The 14,665-nt window shown below is 66.9% G+C and carries 17 protein-coding genes; 14 read left to right on the top strand and 3 right to left on the bottom strand.

Going from position 1 to position 14,665, the window contains the following annotated elements:
• From QOI01_RS09180 to QOI01_RS09160, 5 genes are all read left to right on the top strand, one after another.
• A partial coding sequence (locus QOI01_RS09180; protein WP_526380103.1) for a riboflavin kinase occupies window positions 1–333 on the top strand: 333 nt, incomplete at its 5' end.
• Window positions 334–448: 115 nt separating this feature from the next.
• Window positions 449–718, top strand: a complete 270-nt coding sequence (gene rpsO / locus QOI01_RS09175; protein WP_263998227.1) for a 30S ribosomal protein S15 — start codon at window positions 449–451, stop codon at window positions 716–718.
• 6 nt (window positions 719–724) lie between these two features.
• Window positions 725–1,231 carry an LppU family putative lipoprotein gene (gene lppU, locus QOI01_RS09170; RefSeq protein WP_526380101.1) on the top strand — a complete coding sequence of 169 codons (507 nt, stop codon included), beginning with the start codon at window positions 725–727 and terminating at the stop codon, window positions 1,229–1,231.
• 290 nt (window positions 1,232–1,521) lie between these two features.
• Entirely contained in the window at window positions 1,522–3,816 is a 2,295-nt protein-coding gene (locus QOI01_RS09165; RefSeq protein WP_526380099.1) for a polyribonucleotide nucleotidyltransferase, read from the top strand.
• On the top strand, window positions 3,794–5,095 hold the full coding sequence (locus QOI01_RS09160) for a M16 family metallopeptidase (protein WP_526380097.1): 1,302 nt from the start codon (window positions 3,794–3,796) through the stop codon (window positions 5,093–5,095). Before QOI01_RS09165 ends, QOI01_RS09160 begins: the two co-directional genes overlap by 23 nt.
• Before the next feature lie 104 nt (window positions 5,096–5,199).
• Here the strand turns inward: QOI01_RS09160 and ald are convergent, their stop codons facing one another.
• On the bottom strand, window positions 5,200–6,315 hold the full coding sequence (gene ald, locus QOI01_RS09155) for an alanine dehydrogenase (RefSeq protein ID WP_526380095.1): 1,116 nt from the start codon (window positions 6,313–6,315) through the stop codon (window positions 5,200–5,202).
• A gap of 93 nt (window positions 6,316–6,408) precedes the next feature.
• Between ald and aldR the strand changes: the two genes are divergently transcribed.
• Window positions 6,409–6,924: an HTH-type transcriptional regulator AldR gene (gene aldR, locus QOI01_RS09150; protein WP_526380093.1), complete on the top strand. Its 516-nt coding sequence runs from the start codon at window positions 6,409–6,411 to the stop codon at window positions 6,922–6,924.
• On the top strand, window positions 6,921–7,763 hold the full coding sequence (locus tag QOI01_RS09145) for a hypothetical protein (RefSeq protein WP_526380091.1): 843 nt from the start codon (window positions 6,921–6,923) through the stop codon (window positions 7,761–7,763). Before aldR ends, QOI01_RS09145 begins: the two co-directional genes overlap by 4 nt.
• On the opposite strand, the gene speB is transcribed toward QOI01_RS09145, so the two are convergent.
• A complete protein-coding gene (gene speB / locus QOI01_RS09140; RefSeq protein WP_526380090.1) occupies window positions 7,764–8,711 on the bottom strand; it encodes an agmatinase in 948 nt (315 codons plus the stop codon).
• Window positions 8,708–10,129, bottom strand: a complete 1,422-nt coding sequence (locus QOI01_RS09135; RefSeq protein WP_526380088.1) for a purine-cytosine permease family protein — start codon at window positions 10,127–10,129, stop codon at window positions 8,708–8,710. Before QOI01_RS09135 ends, speB begins: the two co-directional genes overlap by 4 nt.
• A 147-nt stretch (window positions 10,130–10,276) precedes the next feature.
• Here QOI01_RS09135 and QOI01_RS09130 point away from each other — a divergent pair, with 147 nt between their 5' ends.
• The 7 genes from QOI01_RS09130 to QOI01_RS09100 all read left to right on the top strand — a co-directional run.
• Entirely contained in the window at window positions 10,277–11,731 is a 1,455-nt protein-coding gene (locus QOI01_RS09130; RefSeq protein ID WP_526380087.1) for a PucR family transcriptional regulator, read from the top strand.
• A gap of 119 nt (window positions 11,732–11,850) precedes the next feature.
• Window positions 11,851–12,585 carry a 4-hydroxy-tetrahydrodipicolinate reductase gene (gene dapB / locus QOI01_RS09125; RefSeq protein ID WP_526380085.1) on the top strand — a complete coding sequence of 245 codons (735 nt, stop codon included), beginning with the start codon at window positions 11,851–11,853 and terminating at the stop codon, window positions 12,583–12,585.
• 22 nt (window positions 12,586–12,607) lie between these two features.
• Window positions 12,608–13,087: a hypothetical protein gene (locus tag QOI01_RS09120; RefSeq protein ID WP_526380083.1), complete on the top strand. Its 480-nt coding sequence runs from the start codon at window positions 12,608–12,610 to the stop codon at window positions 13,085–13,087.
• Window positions 13,088–13,137: 50 nt separating this feature from the next.
• On the top strand, window positions 13,138–13,539 hold the full coding sequence (locus QOI01_RS09115; protein WP_526380105.1) for a flavodoxin family protein: 402 nt from the start codon (window positions 13,138–13,140) through the stop codon (window positions 13,537–13,539).
• 232 nt (window positions 13,540–13,771) lie between these two features.
• Window positions 13,772–14,014, top strand: a complete 243-nt coding sequence (locus QOI01_RS09110) for a hypothetical protein (protein ID WP_526380081.1) — start codon at window positions 13,772–13,774, stop codon at window positions 14,012–14,014.
• A 73-nt stretch (window positions 14,015–14,087) separates the two neighbouring features.
• Window positions 14,088–14,285 carry a hypothetical protein gene (locus QOI01_RS09105; RefSeq protein WP_526380079.1) on the top strand — a complete coding sequence of 66 codons (198 nt, stop codon included), beginning with the start codon at window positions 14,088–14,090 and terminating at the stop codon, window positions 14,283–14,285.
• Window positions 14,286–14,336: 51 nt separating this feature from the next.
• Window positions 14,337–14,665, top strand: a 329-nt coding sequence (locus QOI01_RS09100; RefSeq protein WP_526380077.1) for a hypothetical protein, incomplete at its 3' end; no start/stop codon positions are given.

The raw sequence follows: 14,665 nt of genomic DNA, 5'->3' as shown, positions 1-14,665 counted from the left end.
GTCGCCCCACCGATGTACTCCGCCATCCCGGCCGACGGTGTCTACGCCGCGTGGTTCACCGTCCTGGGCCACGGCCCCGTCATGGGTACCGTCATCCCAGGTGAGCGCTATCAGGCTGCGGTGTCGGTGGGGACGAATCCCACGTTCTCGGGCCGCACCCGCACGGTGGAGGCCTTCGTCCTCGACACCCAGGCCGATCTGTACGGTCAGCACGTGGCCGTGGACTTCGTCGCGCGCATCCGCGGCCAGGAGAAGTTCGACTCGGTGGACGACCTCGTCGTCGCGATGGAGCGGGACACCGCGCGGGCCCGCACGATCCTGTCCGCGCAGTGACGATTCGGTCCACGCGCTGACCCGCTGATACACTCTCCGGCGACCCAGCGCGCTGCAGTTCGCGGCGGCCGCTGCTGAAGTTCATCATTCGCGAACCCATGGATGGAGTAGTTTCATGTCGCTCACCACCGAGCAGAAAAAAGAGATCCTCGGCCAGTACGGCCTGCACGAGACCGATACCGGTTCGCCGGAGGCCCAGATCGCGATGCTGACCAAGCGCATCTCCGATCTGACCGAGCACCTCAAGAAGCACAAGCACGATCACCACTCGCGGCGCGGACTGCTGCTGCTGGTCGGCCGTCGTCGTCGGCTGCTCAAGTACATCGCCCAGGTCGACGTCGCACGCTACCGCTCGCTGATCGAGCGCCTGGGTCTGCGCCGCTAAACCCGGGTGAAATCCCTCCCTGCGGGGGCACTCGTTGCGCTCGCGCTCCTCGTCATCCTCGTTTCGGGGGTGTTGTCGGGGTGTTCATCTGCGGCTGCCGCGGACCTGCAGGTGGGGGACTGTCTGAAGGTCGGCGGCCCCCCGGACCGGCCGGAGACCACCAAGGTGGAATGCGGTAGTCAGGACTCGAACTTCAAGGTCGTGGGCACCGTCGAGAACGCCGACGACTGCTTCAGCGACGTCGATTCCTATTACTCGGCGCGCAGTTCCTTCAGCGGGTCGGGTCCGACCATCTGCATGGACATCGACTGGGTGGTCGACGGCTGCATGAGCGTCGACCCGGACAACGACCGCGACCCCGTCCGCATCGACTGCAACGACGCGTCGGCGCCAAACCGTCAGCGCGCCACCCAGATCCTGCAGGAGGTGGCCAACGTCGACCAGTGCACCACCGGGCTCGGCTACGCCTATGACGAACGCCAGTTCACGGTGTGCGTCGAGGACGTCCCGTAGGGCTCGACTGGACGGGTCGGGCAATTGCCGCCGTGTAATATGAACGTGTTTTGAGCCCTATCGGTAACCGGTTGGCTCTAGACGACAGGTGCGATTCGCGCATAACCGCGTGACCGTTCCAGCGCGTCACCCGAGCACCCGCTCTCGTATGGGCGGTCTTCGGTAGTGGCTGCCGGTGTGTACCGGCCGCTTCGATCGATGGCCGTCAGGTTTCCCGGGTCCTCTCGCGTGGCGAGCAAAATGGGGTGCGAAACCGCACTACACGAGAACTAAAGAGGTCTGACACACGTATGTCTGCAACTGAAATAGAAGACGGTGTCTTCGAGTCCACCGCCGTCATAGACAACGGGAGCTTCGGCACCCGCACCATCCGCTTCGAGACCGGCCGGCTTGCCAAGCAGGCCGCCGGCGCCGTCGTCGCCTACCTCGACGACGAGACCATGCTCCTCTCGGCCACCACGGCCAGCAAGACCCCGAAGGACCACTTCGACTTCTTCCCGCTGACGATCGACGTGGAAGAGCGGATGTACGCCGCGGGACGCATCCCCGGTTCGTTCTTCCGGCGCGAGGGCCGTCCCTCCACGGACGCGATCCTGACCTGTCGCCTGATCGACAGGCCGCTTCGCCCCACGTACATCTCGGGTCTGCGCAACGAAATCCAGGTCGTCGTCACCATCCTGAGCCTGGATCCCAAGGACCTGTACGACGTGCTGGCGATCAACGCCGCATCGGCGTCGACCCAGATCTCCGGGATTCCGTTCTCCGGTCCCGTCGGCGGCGTGCGCGTCGCGCTGATCGATGGACAGTGGGTCGCGTTCCCCACCGTCGAGCAGCTCGAGACCGCCGTGTTCGACATGGTCGTCGCAGGCCGAAAAGTGGCCGACTCCGGAAAAGAAGACGTGGCGATCATGATGGTCGAGGCCGAGGCCACCGACAACGTCATCGAGCTGATCGCCGGTGGCGCCGGAGCGCCTACCGAGAGCGTCGTTGCCGAGGGCCTCGAGGCCGCCAAGCCGTTCATCGCAGCGCTGTGCGACGCGCAGCAGGCACTGGCCGACAGCGCTGCCAAGCCGACCGCCGACTACCCCGTCTTCCCCGACTACCAGGACGACGTGTTCTACGCGGTGTCCTCGGTCGCCACCGACCAGCTCTCCAAGGCGCTGACCATCGCGGGCAAGGAAGAGCGCGACGAGCGCACCAACGAGATCAAGGGCGAGGTGCTCGACCGTCTCGGCGAGACGTACGCCGGGCGTGAGAAGGAGATCGGCGCGGCCTACCGCTCGCTGACCAAGAAGCTGGTCCGCCAGCGCATCCTCACCGACCACTTCCGCATCGACGGCCGTGGCATCACGGACATCCGCGCGCTGTCGGCCGAGGTCGCCGTCATCCCGCGGGCACACGGCAGCGCCCTGTTCGAGCGTGGCGAGACCCAGATCATGGGCGTCACCACCCTCGACATGGTCAAGATGGCCCAGCAGATCGACTCGCTCGGGCCGGAGTCGTCCAAGCGCTACATGCACCACTACAACTTCCCGCCGTACTCGACCGGTGAGACCGGCCGCGTCGGCTCCCCCAAGCGGCGTGAAATCGGCCACGGCGCGCTCGCCGAGCGCGCCCTCATGCCGGTTCTGCCGAGCATCGAGGAGTTCCCGTACGCCATCCGCCAGGTGTCGGAGGCGCTGAGCTCCAACGGCTCGACGTCCATGGGCTCGGTGTGTGCGTCGACCCTGTCACTGCTCAACGCCGGTGTGCCGCTCAAGGCGCCCGTCGCAGGCATCGCGATGGGTCTGGTGTCTGATGACGTCGAGGTCGAGGGTGGGGGCACCGAGCGGCGCTTCGTCACCTTGACCGACATCCTCGGCGCCGAGGACGCCTTCGGTGACATGGATTTCAAGTGCGCTGGCACCAAGGACTTCGTCACCGCGCTGCAGCTGGACACCAAGCTCGACGGCATTCCCTCGCAGGTGCTGGCCGGAGCGCTGGCGCAGGCCAAGGACGCTCGCATCACCATCCTCGAAGTGTTGGCCGAGGCCATCGACGAGCCGGACGAGATGAGCCCGTACGCCCCGCGCATCACCACGATCAAGGTGCCGATCGACAAGATCGGCGAGGTCATCGGGCCGAAGGGCAAGATGATCAACTCGATCACCGAGCAGACCGGTGCGTCCATCTCCATCGAGGACGACGGCACCGTGTTCGTCGGTGCGACCAGCGGCGAATCGGCGCAGGCAGCGATCGACATGATCAACGCGATCGCCAACCCGCAGCTGCCCAAGATCGGCGAGCGGTTCCTCGGAACCGTTGTCAAGACCACCGATTTCGGTGCGTTCGTGTCGCTGCTGCCGGGTCGTGACGGTCTGGTGCACATCAGCAAGCTGGGCCGCGGCAAGCGCATCGCCAAGGTCGAGGACGTGGTGAAGCTCGGCGACAAGTTGCGCGTCGAGATCGCCGACATCGACAACCGCGGCAAGATCTCGCTGGTGTTGGTCGCCGAGGATGAAACAGCCGAGGCATCAGCCGGATCGCCCGACGTCTCGACGGATTCGGGTGCTGCACCCGCCGATGCCGCGACAGCCAGCAGCTAAGTTCGTCCGGCGCAGCGCGCTGCCCGGAGGGCTTCGCGTCGTCACGGAGTTCGTCCCTTCGGTGCGTTCGGCATCGGTGGGAGTGTGGGTAGGCGTCGGGTCACGCGATGAGGGTCATAGCGTGGCCGGCGCCGCTCACTTCCTCGAGCATCTGCTGTTCAAGTCGACGCCGACGCGCTCGGCGGTCCAGATCGCTCAGGCCGTCGACGCGGTGGGTGGTGAGCTGAACGCGTTCACCGCCAGGGAGCACACCTGCTACTACGCGCACGTGCTCGACACCGATCTCGAGTTGGCCGTCGACCTGGTGGCCGACGTGGTGCTGCGTGGCCGGTGCGCAGCCGAGGACGTCGAGGTCGAGCGCGACGTGGTGCTCGAGGAGATCGCCATGCGCGACGACGATCCCGAGGACACGCTCGGGGACGTCTTCCTGTCGGCGATGTTCGGAAGCCATCCGGTGGGTCGTCCGGTGATCGGCAGCATCGAGTCGATCGAGACGATGACGCGAGCCCAACTGCACTCGTTCCACGTGCGGAGGTACACACCCGAACGCATGGTCGTCGCGGTGGCGGGCAATGTGGATCACGACCACGTGGTCGCCTTGGTGAAGGAACACTTCGGGCCGCGGCTGGTGAGGGGACAAGAGTCCGTCGCGCCCCGTAAGGGCACTGGCAGGGTCCCCGGGCAGCCCAGTCTGCAACTCGTCAATCGCGACGGCGAGCAGACGCACATGTTCCTCGGCGTGCGCACGCCCGGGCGGCACTGGAAGCACCGATGGGCGTTGTCCGTACTCAACGGTGCCCTGGGCGGCGGCCTGAGTTCACGTCTGTTTCAACAGATTCGGGAGACGCGCGGACTCGCGTACTCGGTCTACTCGACGGTTGACACGTTCTCCGACTCCGGTGCGCTTTCGGTGTACGCGGCGTGCCTGCCCGAGCGGTTCGACGAGGTATCGCGGGTCTCTGCGGATGTGTTGGCCGAGGTGGCGCGCGACGGCATCACCGAATCCGAGTGCCGAATCGCCAAGGGCTCGTTGCGAGGTGGGCTGGTCCTCGGCCTCGAGGATTCGGGCTCGCGGATGCATCGCATCGGTCGCAGCGAGCTCAACTTCGGATTGCATCGAAGTATCGACGAGACCCTGGCGCTCATCGACGCCGTGACCCTCGACGAGGTGAACACCGTCGCGAAGCAACTCTTGAACCGGCCGTACGGCGCAGCGGTACTTGGGCCCCACCGATCGAATAAGTCGCTGCCCCAAGCACTTCGGAGCATCGCGGGCTGACGGCCCAGCCGAGCTCCTGCTTCGAAGCGGTCCGCAGCACTGCCGGAATGTCATCGCCCGGTCGGTGCCGCGTGGGCGCCGACCGGGCGAGTGGAGGAGAAGTTCTAGGCGAGCAATGCCGCGGGGTCGGTGAACGGCAGCCCGAGGTCGGAGGCGACCTGCTCGGAGAGCAGCGCGCCCTGGTGCGTCGAAAGACCCTTCGCCAGTGCGGGATCGGCCACGCACGCGGCCTGCCAACCCTTGTCGGCGAGCTTGAGCACATACGGCATGGTGGCGTTCGTCAGCGCGAACGTCGACGTCCGCGGCACCGCACCGGGCATGTTGGCCACGCAGTAGAACACGGTGTCGTGCACGGCGAAGGTGGGATCGTCGTGCGTGGTGGGGTGCGAATCCTCGAAGCAGCCGCCCTGGTCGATGGCGATGTCCACCAGAACCGCACCCGACTTCATGTGTGCGACAGTTGAATTGGTGACCAGTTTAGGAGCCTTCGCGCCCGGGACGAGCACCGCCCCGATGACGAGGTCGGCAAGCTTGACGGCCTCTTCCAGTTCGAGGCTCGACGAGTAGCGGGTCTCGATGTTGCCGCTGAACTCGCCGTCGATCTTGCGAAGCGTGTTGACGTTGAGGTCGAACACGGTGACGTGCGCGCCCATGCCGCTGGCAACGCGGGCAGCGTTGTACCCCGCCATGCCGCCACCGATGACGACGACCTCGGCCGGTGCAACACCGGGGACGCCGCCCATGAGGACGCCGCGGCCGCCGTGGCTGCGCATCAGGTGGTAGGCGCCGACCTGTGCGGACAGGCGACCTGCGACCTCGCTCATCGGGGCCAGCAGGGGCAGCGCGCCATCGGCGGTCTGCACGGTCTCGTACGCGATCGAGGTGGTGCCCGAGGCCATCAGCGCGTCGGTGCACGCCTGCGACGCCGCGAGGTGCAGATAGGTGAAGAGCGTCTGGCCCTTGCGCATCCGGGCGTACTCGGCCTCGATGGGCTCTTTGACCTTGAGCAGCAGGTCGGCTTCCGCCCAGACCTCGTCGGCGGTGTCGACGACCTCTGCGCCCGCCGCCTTGAAGTCGCGGTCGGAGATCGCCGAGCCGTCGCCGGCGCCGGCCTGGATGAGCACCTCGTGACCGCGGCGGGTCAGTTCGGCAACACCCGCCGGGGTGATGGCCACCCGGTACTCGTTGTTCTTGATCTCGGTCGGGATTCCGACGCGCATGACCGCTCCTAAAGTCGTGTTCCGGTAGGTAAATTGTGAAGAACATTCGAAGTAATGGCAATAGTATTGATGGTCATTCGTTAAAGTAGTCATATGATAGAACGATCTTCGAGTTCGACGGTACCGGTCGCGGTGCCGTCGAAGAATGTTCGACCCGCGGACCTCGACGACACCGACCGGCGCATCCTGACTGCGCTTCACTCCGACGCCCGGATGTCGAACAGTGCCCTTGCCGACCTCGTCGGCATCGCTCCGTCCACGTGCCACGGCCGGGTGCGACGGCTCCAGGAGCTCGGTGTGATCCGCGGTTTCTACGCCGACATCGATCCCGCGTCGATCGGTCTTTCGCTGCAGGCGATGATCTCGGTCAGCCTGCAGGCGAACGCCCGCGGCAGGATCATCGACTTCATCCAGCACATCCGAATGCGGCCACAGGTGATGGACGTCTACTTCCTGGCGGGTGCTGACGACTTCCTCCTGCACGTGGCCGCGCGCGACACCGACGACCTCCGGTCGTTCGTGGTGGAGAACCTCAATGCCGACGCCGACGTGGCGGGCACCCAGACCTCGCTGATCTTCGAGCATCTGCGCGGAGCGTCGCCGCTGTGACCGTCGACGACGACATCGACGAGCTCTACGCCGTCGCGCCGGAGAGTTTCACGGCACTGCGCACCGAACTCGCCGCCGCGGCGAAGAAGCGCGGCGACGTGCAGGCGGCGAAGTCGATCGCCGCCGCCCGCCGACCGACCACGGCTGCCTGGGTGGTGAACGTGCTGGTGCGCAGCGACGTGAACGCCCGGGACAGGTTGAACGAAGTCACCGAGGGGCTTCGAGCGGCGCACGCAGCGATGAACGGTGCGCGGATCCGTGAGCTGTCGGCCATACAGCGCAGACTCATCGATGAACTGGTGCGGACGGGATTCGCCGCCACCGGGCTGTCATCGCCGTCTGCCGCCCTGCGGGACGACGTGGTGGGCACGCTCCAAGCGGCGATTGCCGATCCCGACGTCGCAGCGCGGCTGGGCCGGTTGGCCAAGGCGGAACGCTGGTCAGGGTTCGGCGATTTCGGGTCCGTCTCCACGGTTGGGGCTGCGCCGACGACGACGAGGAGGGCCAAGCGCGGCAGGCCCGAGAAATCGGCAGACCACAGACCGGCGCAGGCCGCCGCGAGGGAACGCGTGGTCGCGGCGCGCCGCGAAGCCGAGCGTGCGGAGCGGGCACACGCCGGTGCGATCGGCGCGCTCTCGGAGCGGACGGCCACCCTCGCCACGGCGCGCAGACGCTATGAGAAGCTTCTCGAGACGCTCAGTGCGGCCGAGGGGGAACTGAACACCGCCGACGCCGAGCACGCCGACGCCGAGCAGGCCGCCAGGGCCGCGTCCGATCGCTTGGATGCGGCGAAGTCGGCTCTCGCCGAGGCGGAATCGGCCCTCGAGGCGCTCACTTGATCAGCGGTTCGCCGCCAGGACCGACAGCAGTTCGTACCCGACGTGCGCCGCAGCGATGCCGGTGATCTCGGCGTGGTCGTACGCGGGTGCCACCTCGACGATGTCCGCACCGACGACGTTGAGTCCGACCAGTCCCCGCAGCGTGTTCAGCAACTCGCGCGACGTCATCCCGCCTGCCTCGGGAGTCCCGGTGCCGGGGGCGTGCGCGGGATCGAGCACGTCGATGTCGACCGAGACGTACACCGGACCGCCGTCGAGACGGGCACGCATCCGCGCGACGATGCTCGCGACGCCGTCGACCTCGAAGTCGTCGGAGCGGATGACCTGAAAGCCGAGCACCGCATCGTCTTCGAGGTCCTGCTTGCCGTAGAGCGGGCCTCGGATTCCGATGTGCTGCGAACGCTCCATGTCGATGAGGCCCTCCTCGCTGGCGCGGCGAAACGGGGTGCCGTGCGTGTAGGGCGCACCGAAGTAGGTGTCCCAGGTGTCGAGATGGGCGTCGAAGTGAAGGACGGCGATCGGACCGTGGTCACGGGCCAGTGAGCGCAGGATCGGGAGGGCGATGGTGTGGTCGCCACCGATGGTGAGCACCGTCGAGCCGTCTCGGCGAATGTCGGTGATCGACGAATCGATGGTGGCGATCGCGTCCTCGATGTCGAACGGATTCACCGCGATGTCCCCACAATCGGCGACCTGCTGCTTGCCGAACGGCTCCACGTCCAGCGCCGGGTTGTACGGCCGCAACAGCTTCGACGCCGCACGGACGTGCCCCGGCCCGAAGCGGGCGCCCGGCCGGTACGACACCCCGCTGTCGAAGGGGATTCCGACGATGCAGACGTCCGCTGAGGTGACCTGGTCGATGCGAGGCAGGCGGGCGAAGGTGGCGGGATCGGTATACCGGGGGACGCGGCTCGCGTCCGGTGGTCCGATGATGTCGCCGTTGCTCACGCATTCTCCTTGGATTCGATGAACTTGAGTTCGCCGGACACGTCGAGCGACCTGGTGACCGCGATGTACACCAGGCCGGAGACCACCAGCCCGACGATGAAGGCGATGTCGACCTCGCCGAGTGCCTCGGCAGCGGGCCCGACGAAGAACGGTAGGTCGACGAACGGGATCTCGGCGGCGACGCCCACCAGGAAGGCGGTCAGCCCGCGCCACGACCAGGCGCCGTAGATTCCGTTGGGGGTGAACAGGTCTGCGATGGCGTAGTGGCCGCGCCGGACGAAGAAGTAGTCGGTGAGATTGACCGCCGTCCACGGTGCCAGCAGGTACAGCATGATCAGCAGGGTGGTGTTCAGGGCGGTCGTGGCATTCGACAGCAGCAGGCTCATCACCAGCCAGGCGACGGCGAGCACGGCGATCGTCACGACCCGCAGATTGCGAGTCGGTGAGACCAACTTCAGCGAGTCGAGACCCGTGACGACGGTGAGCATTCCGCTGTACGCGTTCAGTCCCATGGTCGCGACCAGGACGAGTGTCGACACGACCGCCAGCACGCTGCCGAGGTAGGAGAAGGTGTCGTTGCCGGTCTGGTTGATCCCGGCCAAGGCGTCAGTCGCGCCGAGGTAGGTCGCCATCCAGGCGCCGAGGGGGATCAGCCAGGCGGGTGACGCCGAGGCGCCGAGGAACACCGAGGCGATGATGGCGGACGGCTTGGTGCTGCGGGGCAGGTAGCGGCTGTAATCGGAGACGTACGGCGCGTAGGTGATGTTGTAGGACTCCGCGACGCTGAACTGCACCAGGAATGCCACGAACGTGAAACCGCCTGGGGTGGAGGCTGTTCCTGCCACGCCACCGAACAGCACCCCGCAGGTCAGGACGATCCACAGCGGCAGTGAGATCCAGAAGAGCATGCGGAATGTCTTGTGCAGCAGGTCGTGTCCGAAGATCGCGACGAGTGCGGCGATCACGGTGATGACGACCGCTACCACGACGGGATTCCAGCCGAAGATCGACTGGAGCCCCGACTTGATGATGACCACGTCGACGACGTTGAAGCCGACGAACGTGAACAGCGTGCCGATCAGCGGTAACAAAACGCCCCGATAGCCGAACTGAGCCCTCGACTGAATCATCTGGGGCAGCCCGAGCACGGGGCCCTGGGTGGCGTGGAAGGCCATGAACAGGGTGCCGAACGCAATGCCCGCGATGCCCGCGACGATGGTCCACCACAGGGACAGGCCCAGGCTGGGGCCGACGAAGCCCAGCGCAAGGGTGAACGGCTGGAAGTTGCCGACGAACCAGAACGGCCCCTGGTGGGACACCTTGCCGTGGCGCTCGTCGTCGGGCACATAGTCGATCGAGCGGGTCTCGATCATCGATCCGGCGCGACCGTCGGAGGCCACGGGCGTGGTGGATGTCATGAGGCTCCTGCGATCGGTGGGTGTGTTGCGTCTCACGATGCGCCCCCGGGTCGACCAGCCACCATGGCCGAAATGTTCAATGCGTCCACTAAGGTTGGGCGAAATGCACATTACGGGTGGTCCGCGGTGATCACGATCGGCGACGTCATGGCCGATCGTTCACTGAACCTGCAGCTCATCGCTGGCGATGGTGGCACAGGTCGGGAGGTGACGTCCGCCCACGTCTCGGAGCTGACGTCACCGGGTGACTGGTTGCGCGGCGGCGAACTGCTCATGACCGTGGGGCTGTTGTTGCCGATGAGGCTGCCCGAGTGCCGTGCCTACGTGTCAGAGTGTGCCGCCGCCGGGGTCGCGGGCCTCGCGCTGGGCCTCGGACATGGGTTGCCATATCAGGAATGTCCCGACGCTCTGCGAGTCGCCGCGCAGGAGGTGGGCGTACCGCTGCTGATGGTGCCCGACGAGACGCCCTTCATCGCCGTCACCAAGTGGGTCTTCGAGACCATCGCCAGACAGGAGCGCAGGGATCTGCTGTCCGCGATGGAGATCAACCGCCGACTCACAGCCGTGGCGACCAGCGCGGCGCCACTGCCTGCGCTGCTGTCGGCCTGGTCGGAGACCAGCGCCACCCCCTGTGTGGTCTGCGACAGCAGTGGTCGTCTGATGGCGGCGACGGCAGGCGCCGACTCCGACGTGGTCCAACGAGCGTGCCGCATCCCGTTTCACCCTCGCGCGGCGGTCGGCGGATGGTCGATGGTGGGCGACTTCGAGGTGCACACCGTCGGGGCGCAGATGCCCCTGGCGTACGTCGTGCTGGGCGCCGACATGGACGTGACGTCGCGCAGTTCGTCCACGGTGCTGGTGTCCCTCATCGCGCTGGACATCGAGCGGCGCAACCTGTCCGATCAACCCGAACGCCGACGGCGCAGCCAGGTCTTCGGCCAACTGTTGCGCCCAGGCGTCAAACGTGAACGCGCGCAACACCTCGCGGCCAGTGTCGGGCTGACCGGCGAGCACTATCAGGTGGCGGTGGTCGCGTCCGACGACGTGGACACGCTGGCGTTCCGACTGCACCTCGCGCTCGCCGGCGCGCTGCTGCGGGTGCACGGCGGGACCGTGGAGATCGCCCACTCCGATCCGACGGCGCTGACGGCTGCGCTCGAGGCGCACGCCGAGGGCCATCCGGCGGGCATCGGCGCGGCGACCGCACCGGAGACCTTGGCCGTCTCCGCGATGCAGGCCCGCTCGCTGCTGCCGATCAGCGAGCACCTGGGCCGCATCGTCGCTGCGAGCGAGGGGGAGACGGTGTCGCTGTTGCTGTCATTGGGCACGCCCGAGGTGGTGCGCGGTTTCGCCGATGCGGTGCTCGCCCCGTTGGACCATCTCGACCCCCGAGACCGGCTGGAACTACTCCGGACGCTGGATCAGTGGTTGCGGGCCAACGGCGCCTGGGACCCCGCGGCACACCGCCTCTCGTTGCACCGCAACACCGTGCGGAACCGGATCGATCGAATCGCCGCACTGACCGGACGGCGGCTCGACGACGGCGACGACAGGATGGAGCTGTGGTTGGCCCTCAAGGCCAGAGCCGCCCTCCCCCAATAGTTCTTGCCGCGAGCGTGCGCGTCTGTACGCGACACGCCGAGGCGAGACGGCAGAAGGCGCACGCTCACCGGCCGGTGAGGGCCGCGAAACCGATGTCACAGGCAAGTAGGCTGCGAACCATGCGAGTCGGAGTTCTTGGTGCCAAGGGCAAGGTCGGCGCGACGATCGTCGACGCCGTCGAAGCGGCCGACGATCTGACCTTCTCAGCCGGGGTGGACGCGGGCGATTCGCTGACGCTGTTCACCGACAGCCGGACGGAGGTCGTCGTCGACTTCACCCACCCCAGCGTCGTGATGGACAACCTGGAGTTCTTGATCGGTGCGGGCATCAACGCGGTGGTGGGCACCACGGGTTTCACCGATGAGCGCATCGCACGGGTCGAATCCTGGCTGGCCGACAAGCCGGACGTCGCCGTCCTGATCGCCCCCAACTTCGCCATCGGCGCCGTCCTTTCGATGGAGTTCGCCAAGCAGGCGGCGCGGTTCTTCGAGTCGGTGGAAGTCATCGAGCTGCACCACCCCTTCAAGGCCGACGCCCCATCCGGCACGGCGGCGCGCACGGCCCGGCTGATCGCCGAGGCGCGCAAGGGTCTGCCGCCCAACCCCGATGCCACCAGCACCGGTCTCGACGGAGCGCGCGGCGCCAACGTCGACGGCATCCCCGTCCACTCGATCCGGCTGGCCGGTCTCGTCGCACACCAGGAGATCCTGTTCGGCACGCAGGGGGAGACGCTGACGATCCGGCACGACAGCCTCGACCGGACGTCGTTCGTGCCCGGCGTGCTTCTCGGGGTGCGCAACGTCGCCGACCATCCCGGTCTCACCGTCGGCATCGAACCCCTCATGGGATTGTGACGAGCGCTTGCGCGAGGAACCGATGGGACTGAAGAAGGACGACGGGTCGCGCGCCCTGCGCATCCAGCTGCTGATCGGCTTCATGTGCGTGGCGATGGTCGTGTACTTCGTCCTGCTCGGCCGCGCCGGCGTCATCCTGGCCTCATCCGGGCGGCCGGCCGCGATCGGACTCGGAGCGGCGATCTTCCTGCTACCGCTGGTGGGCCTTTGGGCAATGATCGCCACGCTCCGAGCGGGATTCGCACACCAGCGGCTAGCCCGGCTCGCTCGCGAGCAGGGAATGGAGTTGGACGTCGGTGCGTTGCCGCGCAGGCCGTCGGGCCGCATCGAACGCGCAGCCGCCGACGAGCTGTTCGCGTCGGTGCGCACCGAGGTCGAAGCGGATCCCGACGACTGGCGTCGCTGGTACCGGCTCGCCCGCGCCTACGACTACGCGGGTGATCGGGGACGGGCGCGGGAGACGATGAAGAAGGCCGTCGCGATGCAGGAGCAGGAACCGTGAGCAAGACGCTCCTGATCGTGCACCACACTCCGTCGCCACACCTGCAGGAGATGTTCGAGGCAGTCCTCGCCGGCGCGTCCCATCCGGAGATCGAGGGCGTGGAAGTCGTTCGGCGGCCTGCGCTTTCGGTGTCACCGACGGACATGCTGGAGGCGGACGGTTATCTACTCGGCACGCCGGCGAACCTCGGGTACATGAGCGGCGCCCTCAAACTCGCGTTCGACGTCTGCTACTACCCGTGCCTGGATGCGACCAGGGGGCGGCCGTTCGGCCTCTACCTCCACGGCAACGAGGGCACCGAAGGGGCAGAGCGGGGCGTCGCTGCCATCACGACCGGGCTGGGTTGGGTCAAAGCCGCAGAGACCGTGGTGGTTTCGGGCAAGCCGAGCAAGGCGGACCTGGAGTCGTGCTGGGAACTCGGCGCAACGGTCGCCGCTCAACTGATGGCTTGAGGCGGACGAAGCCGTCCGTCGACTGTGAAAACGCTGTGGACGCCGCCGTTGTGAGCGGATAGATTTCGCCGATGCGGTCAGCCAGGGACGTCTCCCTCCTCCGCTCGGTCCTCTGCCTCCTAGCCGCGGTGTCCGTGCTGGTAACGGCCATGGGCTGCGGCGGGCAGCCTTCGGACCCGGCCGCGCAGACGCCGTCCTCAGCCGCGGATGGCCCGACCGCAGCCCCGACCGCATGCTCGAGCTCGCCCGCGCACTGCGGCCGACCGAGCGCACTCCGGTCCGGTATCCGCTGAGCCTTGCAAACGTGCCGGCCCGGATGCCATTGGCCAGCGCCTACACCAAGAACCTGCCGATCTACGGCCCTGGGAGCGAGGGCACGACGCTGACGTTCAGTACGTGCACGAACCAGGGAAAGGGTTCGGAATGCACCCAGGAAAACGCATCGCTCTTGGTGCAGACGCAAGCGCCGAGATGACTTCACCGACGGGTCGCACCGCACCGAAGTCACCCGGACCATCGGCGGCAAGGACGGTAGATACGACAGATCGTTGTTCTGGGCTGCCGTCCTCGTTCAGAAGGGGACGTACGTCGAGTTCGATCTCATCTCGCCCCGCGACCCCGAACTCACCGCAGACCAAAAGGACGTTCTGCACTCCGAGCTCGAGGACGTTCTGAACTCCGTCGCGTGGGCGCCGGACCCCGGAAGCGAGGCGACGTGGCCGGCCGTCACCGACTGGGCGAAATAGGCGGGCGGCTCCGATACGGTCTAGTTCCGTGAACCGACCGAGGAGTCGCAAATGCCTGGTATCGCCGAACTCGCCATGGCCGGCGCGCCGATCGCGGGCGGTGCGCTCCTGGGCATCGCCGCGGGCAATCTGCGCGGGCCCGACATCCGCGGCCTGATCAAGCAGGACATGGATCTGCTGGACCGGCTTCCGCAGGAGCAGACCGAACGGCGCGCCGAACTGCAGCGCGTCATCGACATCCGCGTCGACGACTTGATCGCGGCCGTCGACAAGAACCGGTCGCTGCTCGAGGTCGCCCAGTCCTACCGCGGCAACTGGCGCGACATCGTCGTCTTCGTGTGCGCGGTGCTCTTCACGATCATCTGGTGGAACGTGAGCCA

It is taken from the genome of Mycobacterium sp. (assembly GCF_032162605.1).
Taxonomy (GTDB): Bacteria; Actinomycetota; Actinomycetes; order Mycobacteriales; family Mycobacteriaceae; genus Mycobacterium.
The sequence above is the reverse complement of the archived record's forward strand: the minus strand, read 5'-3'. Positions and strand labels throughout refer to the sequence as shown.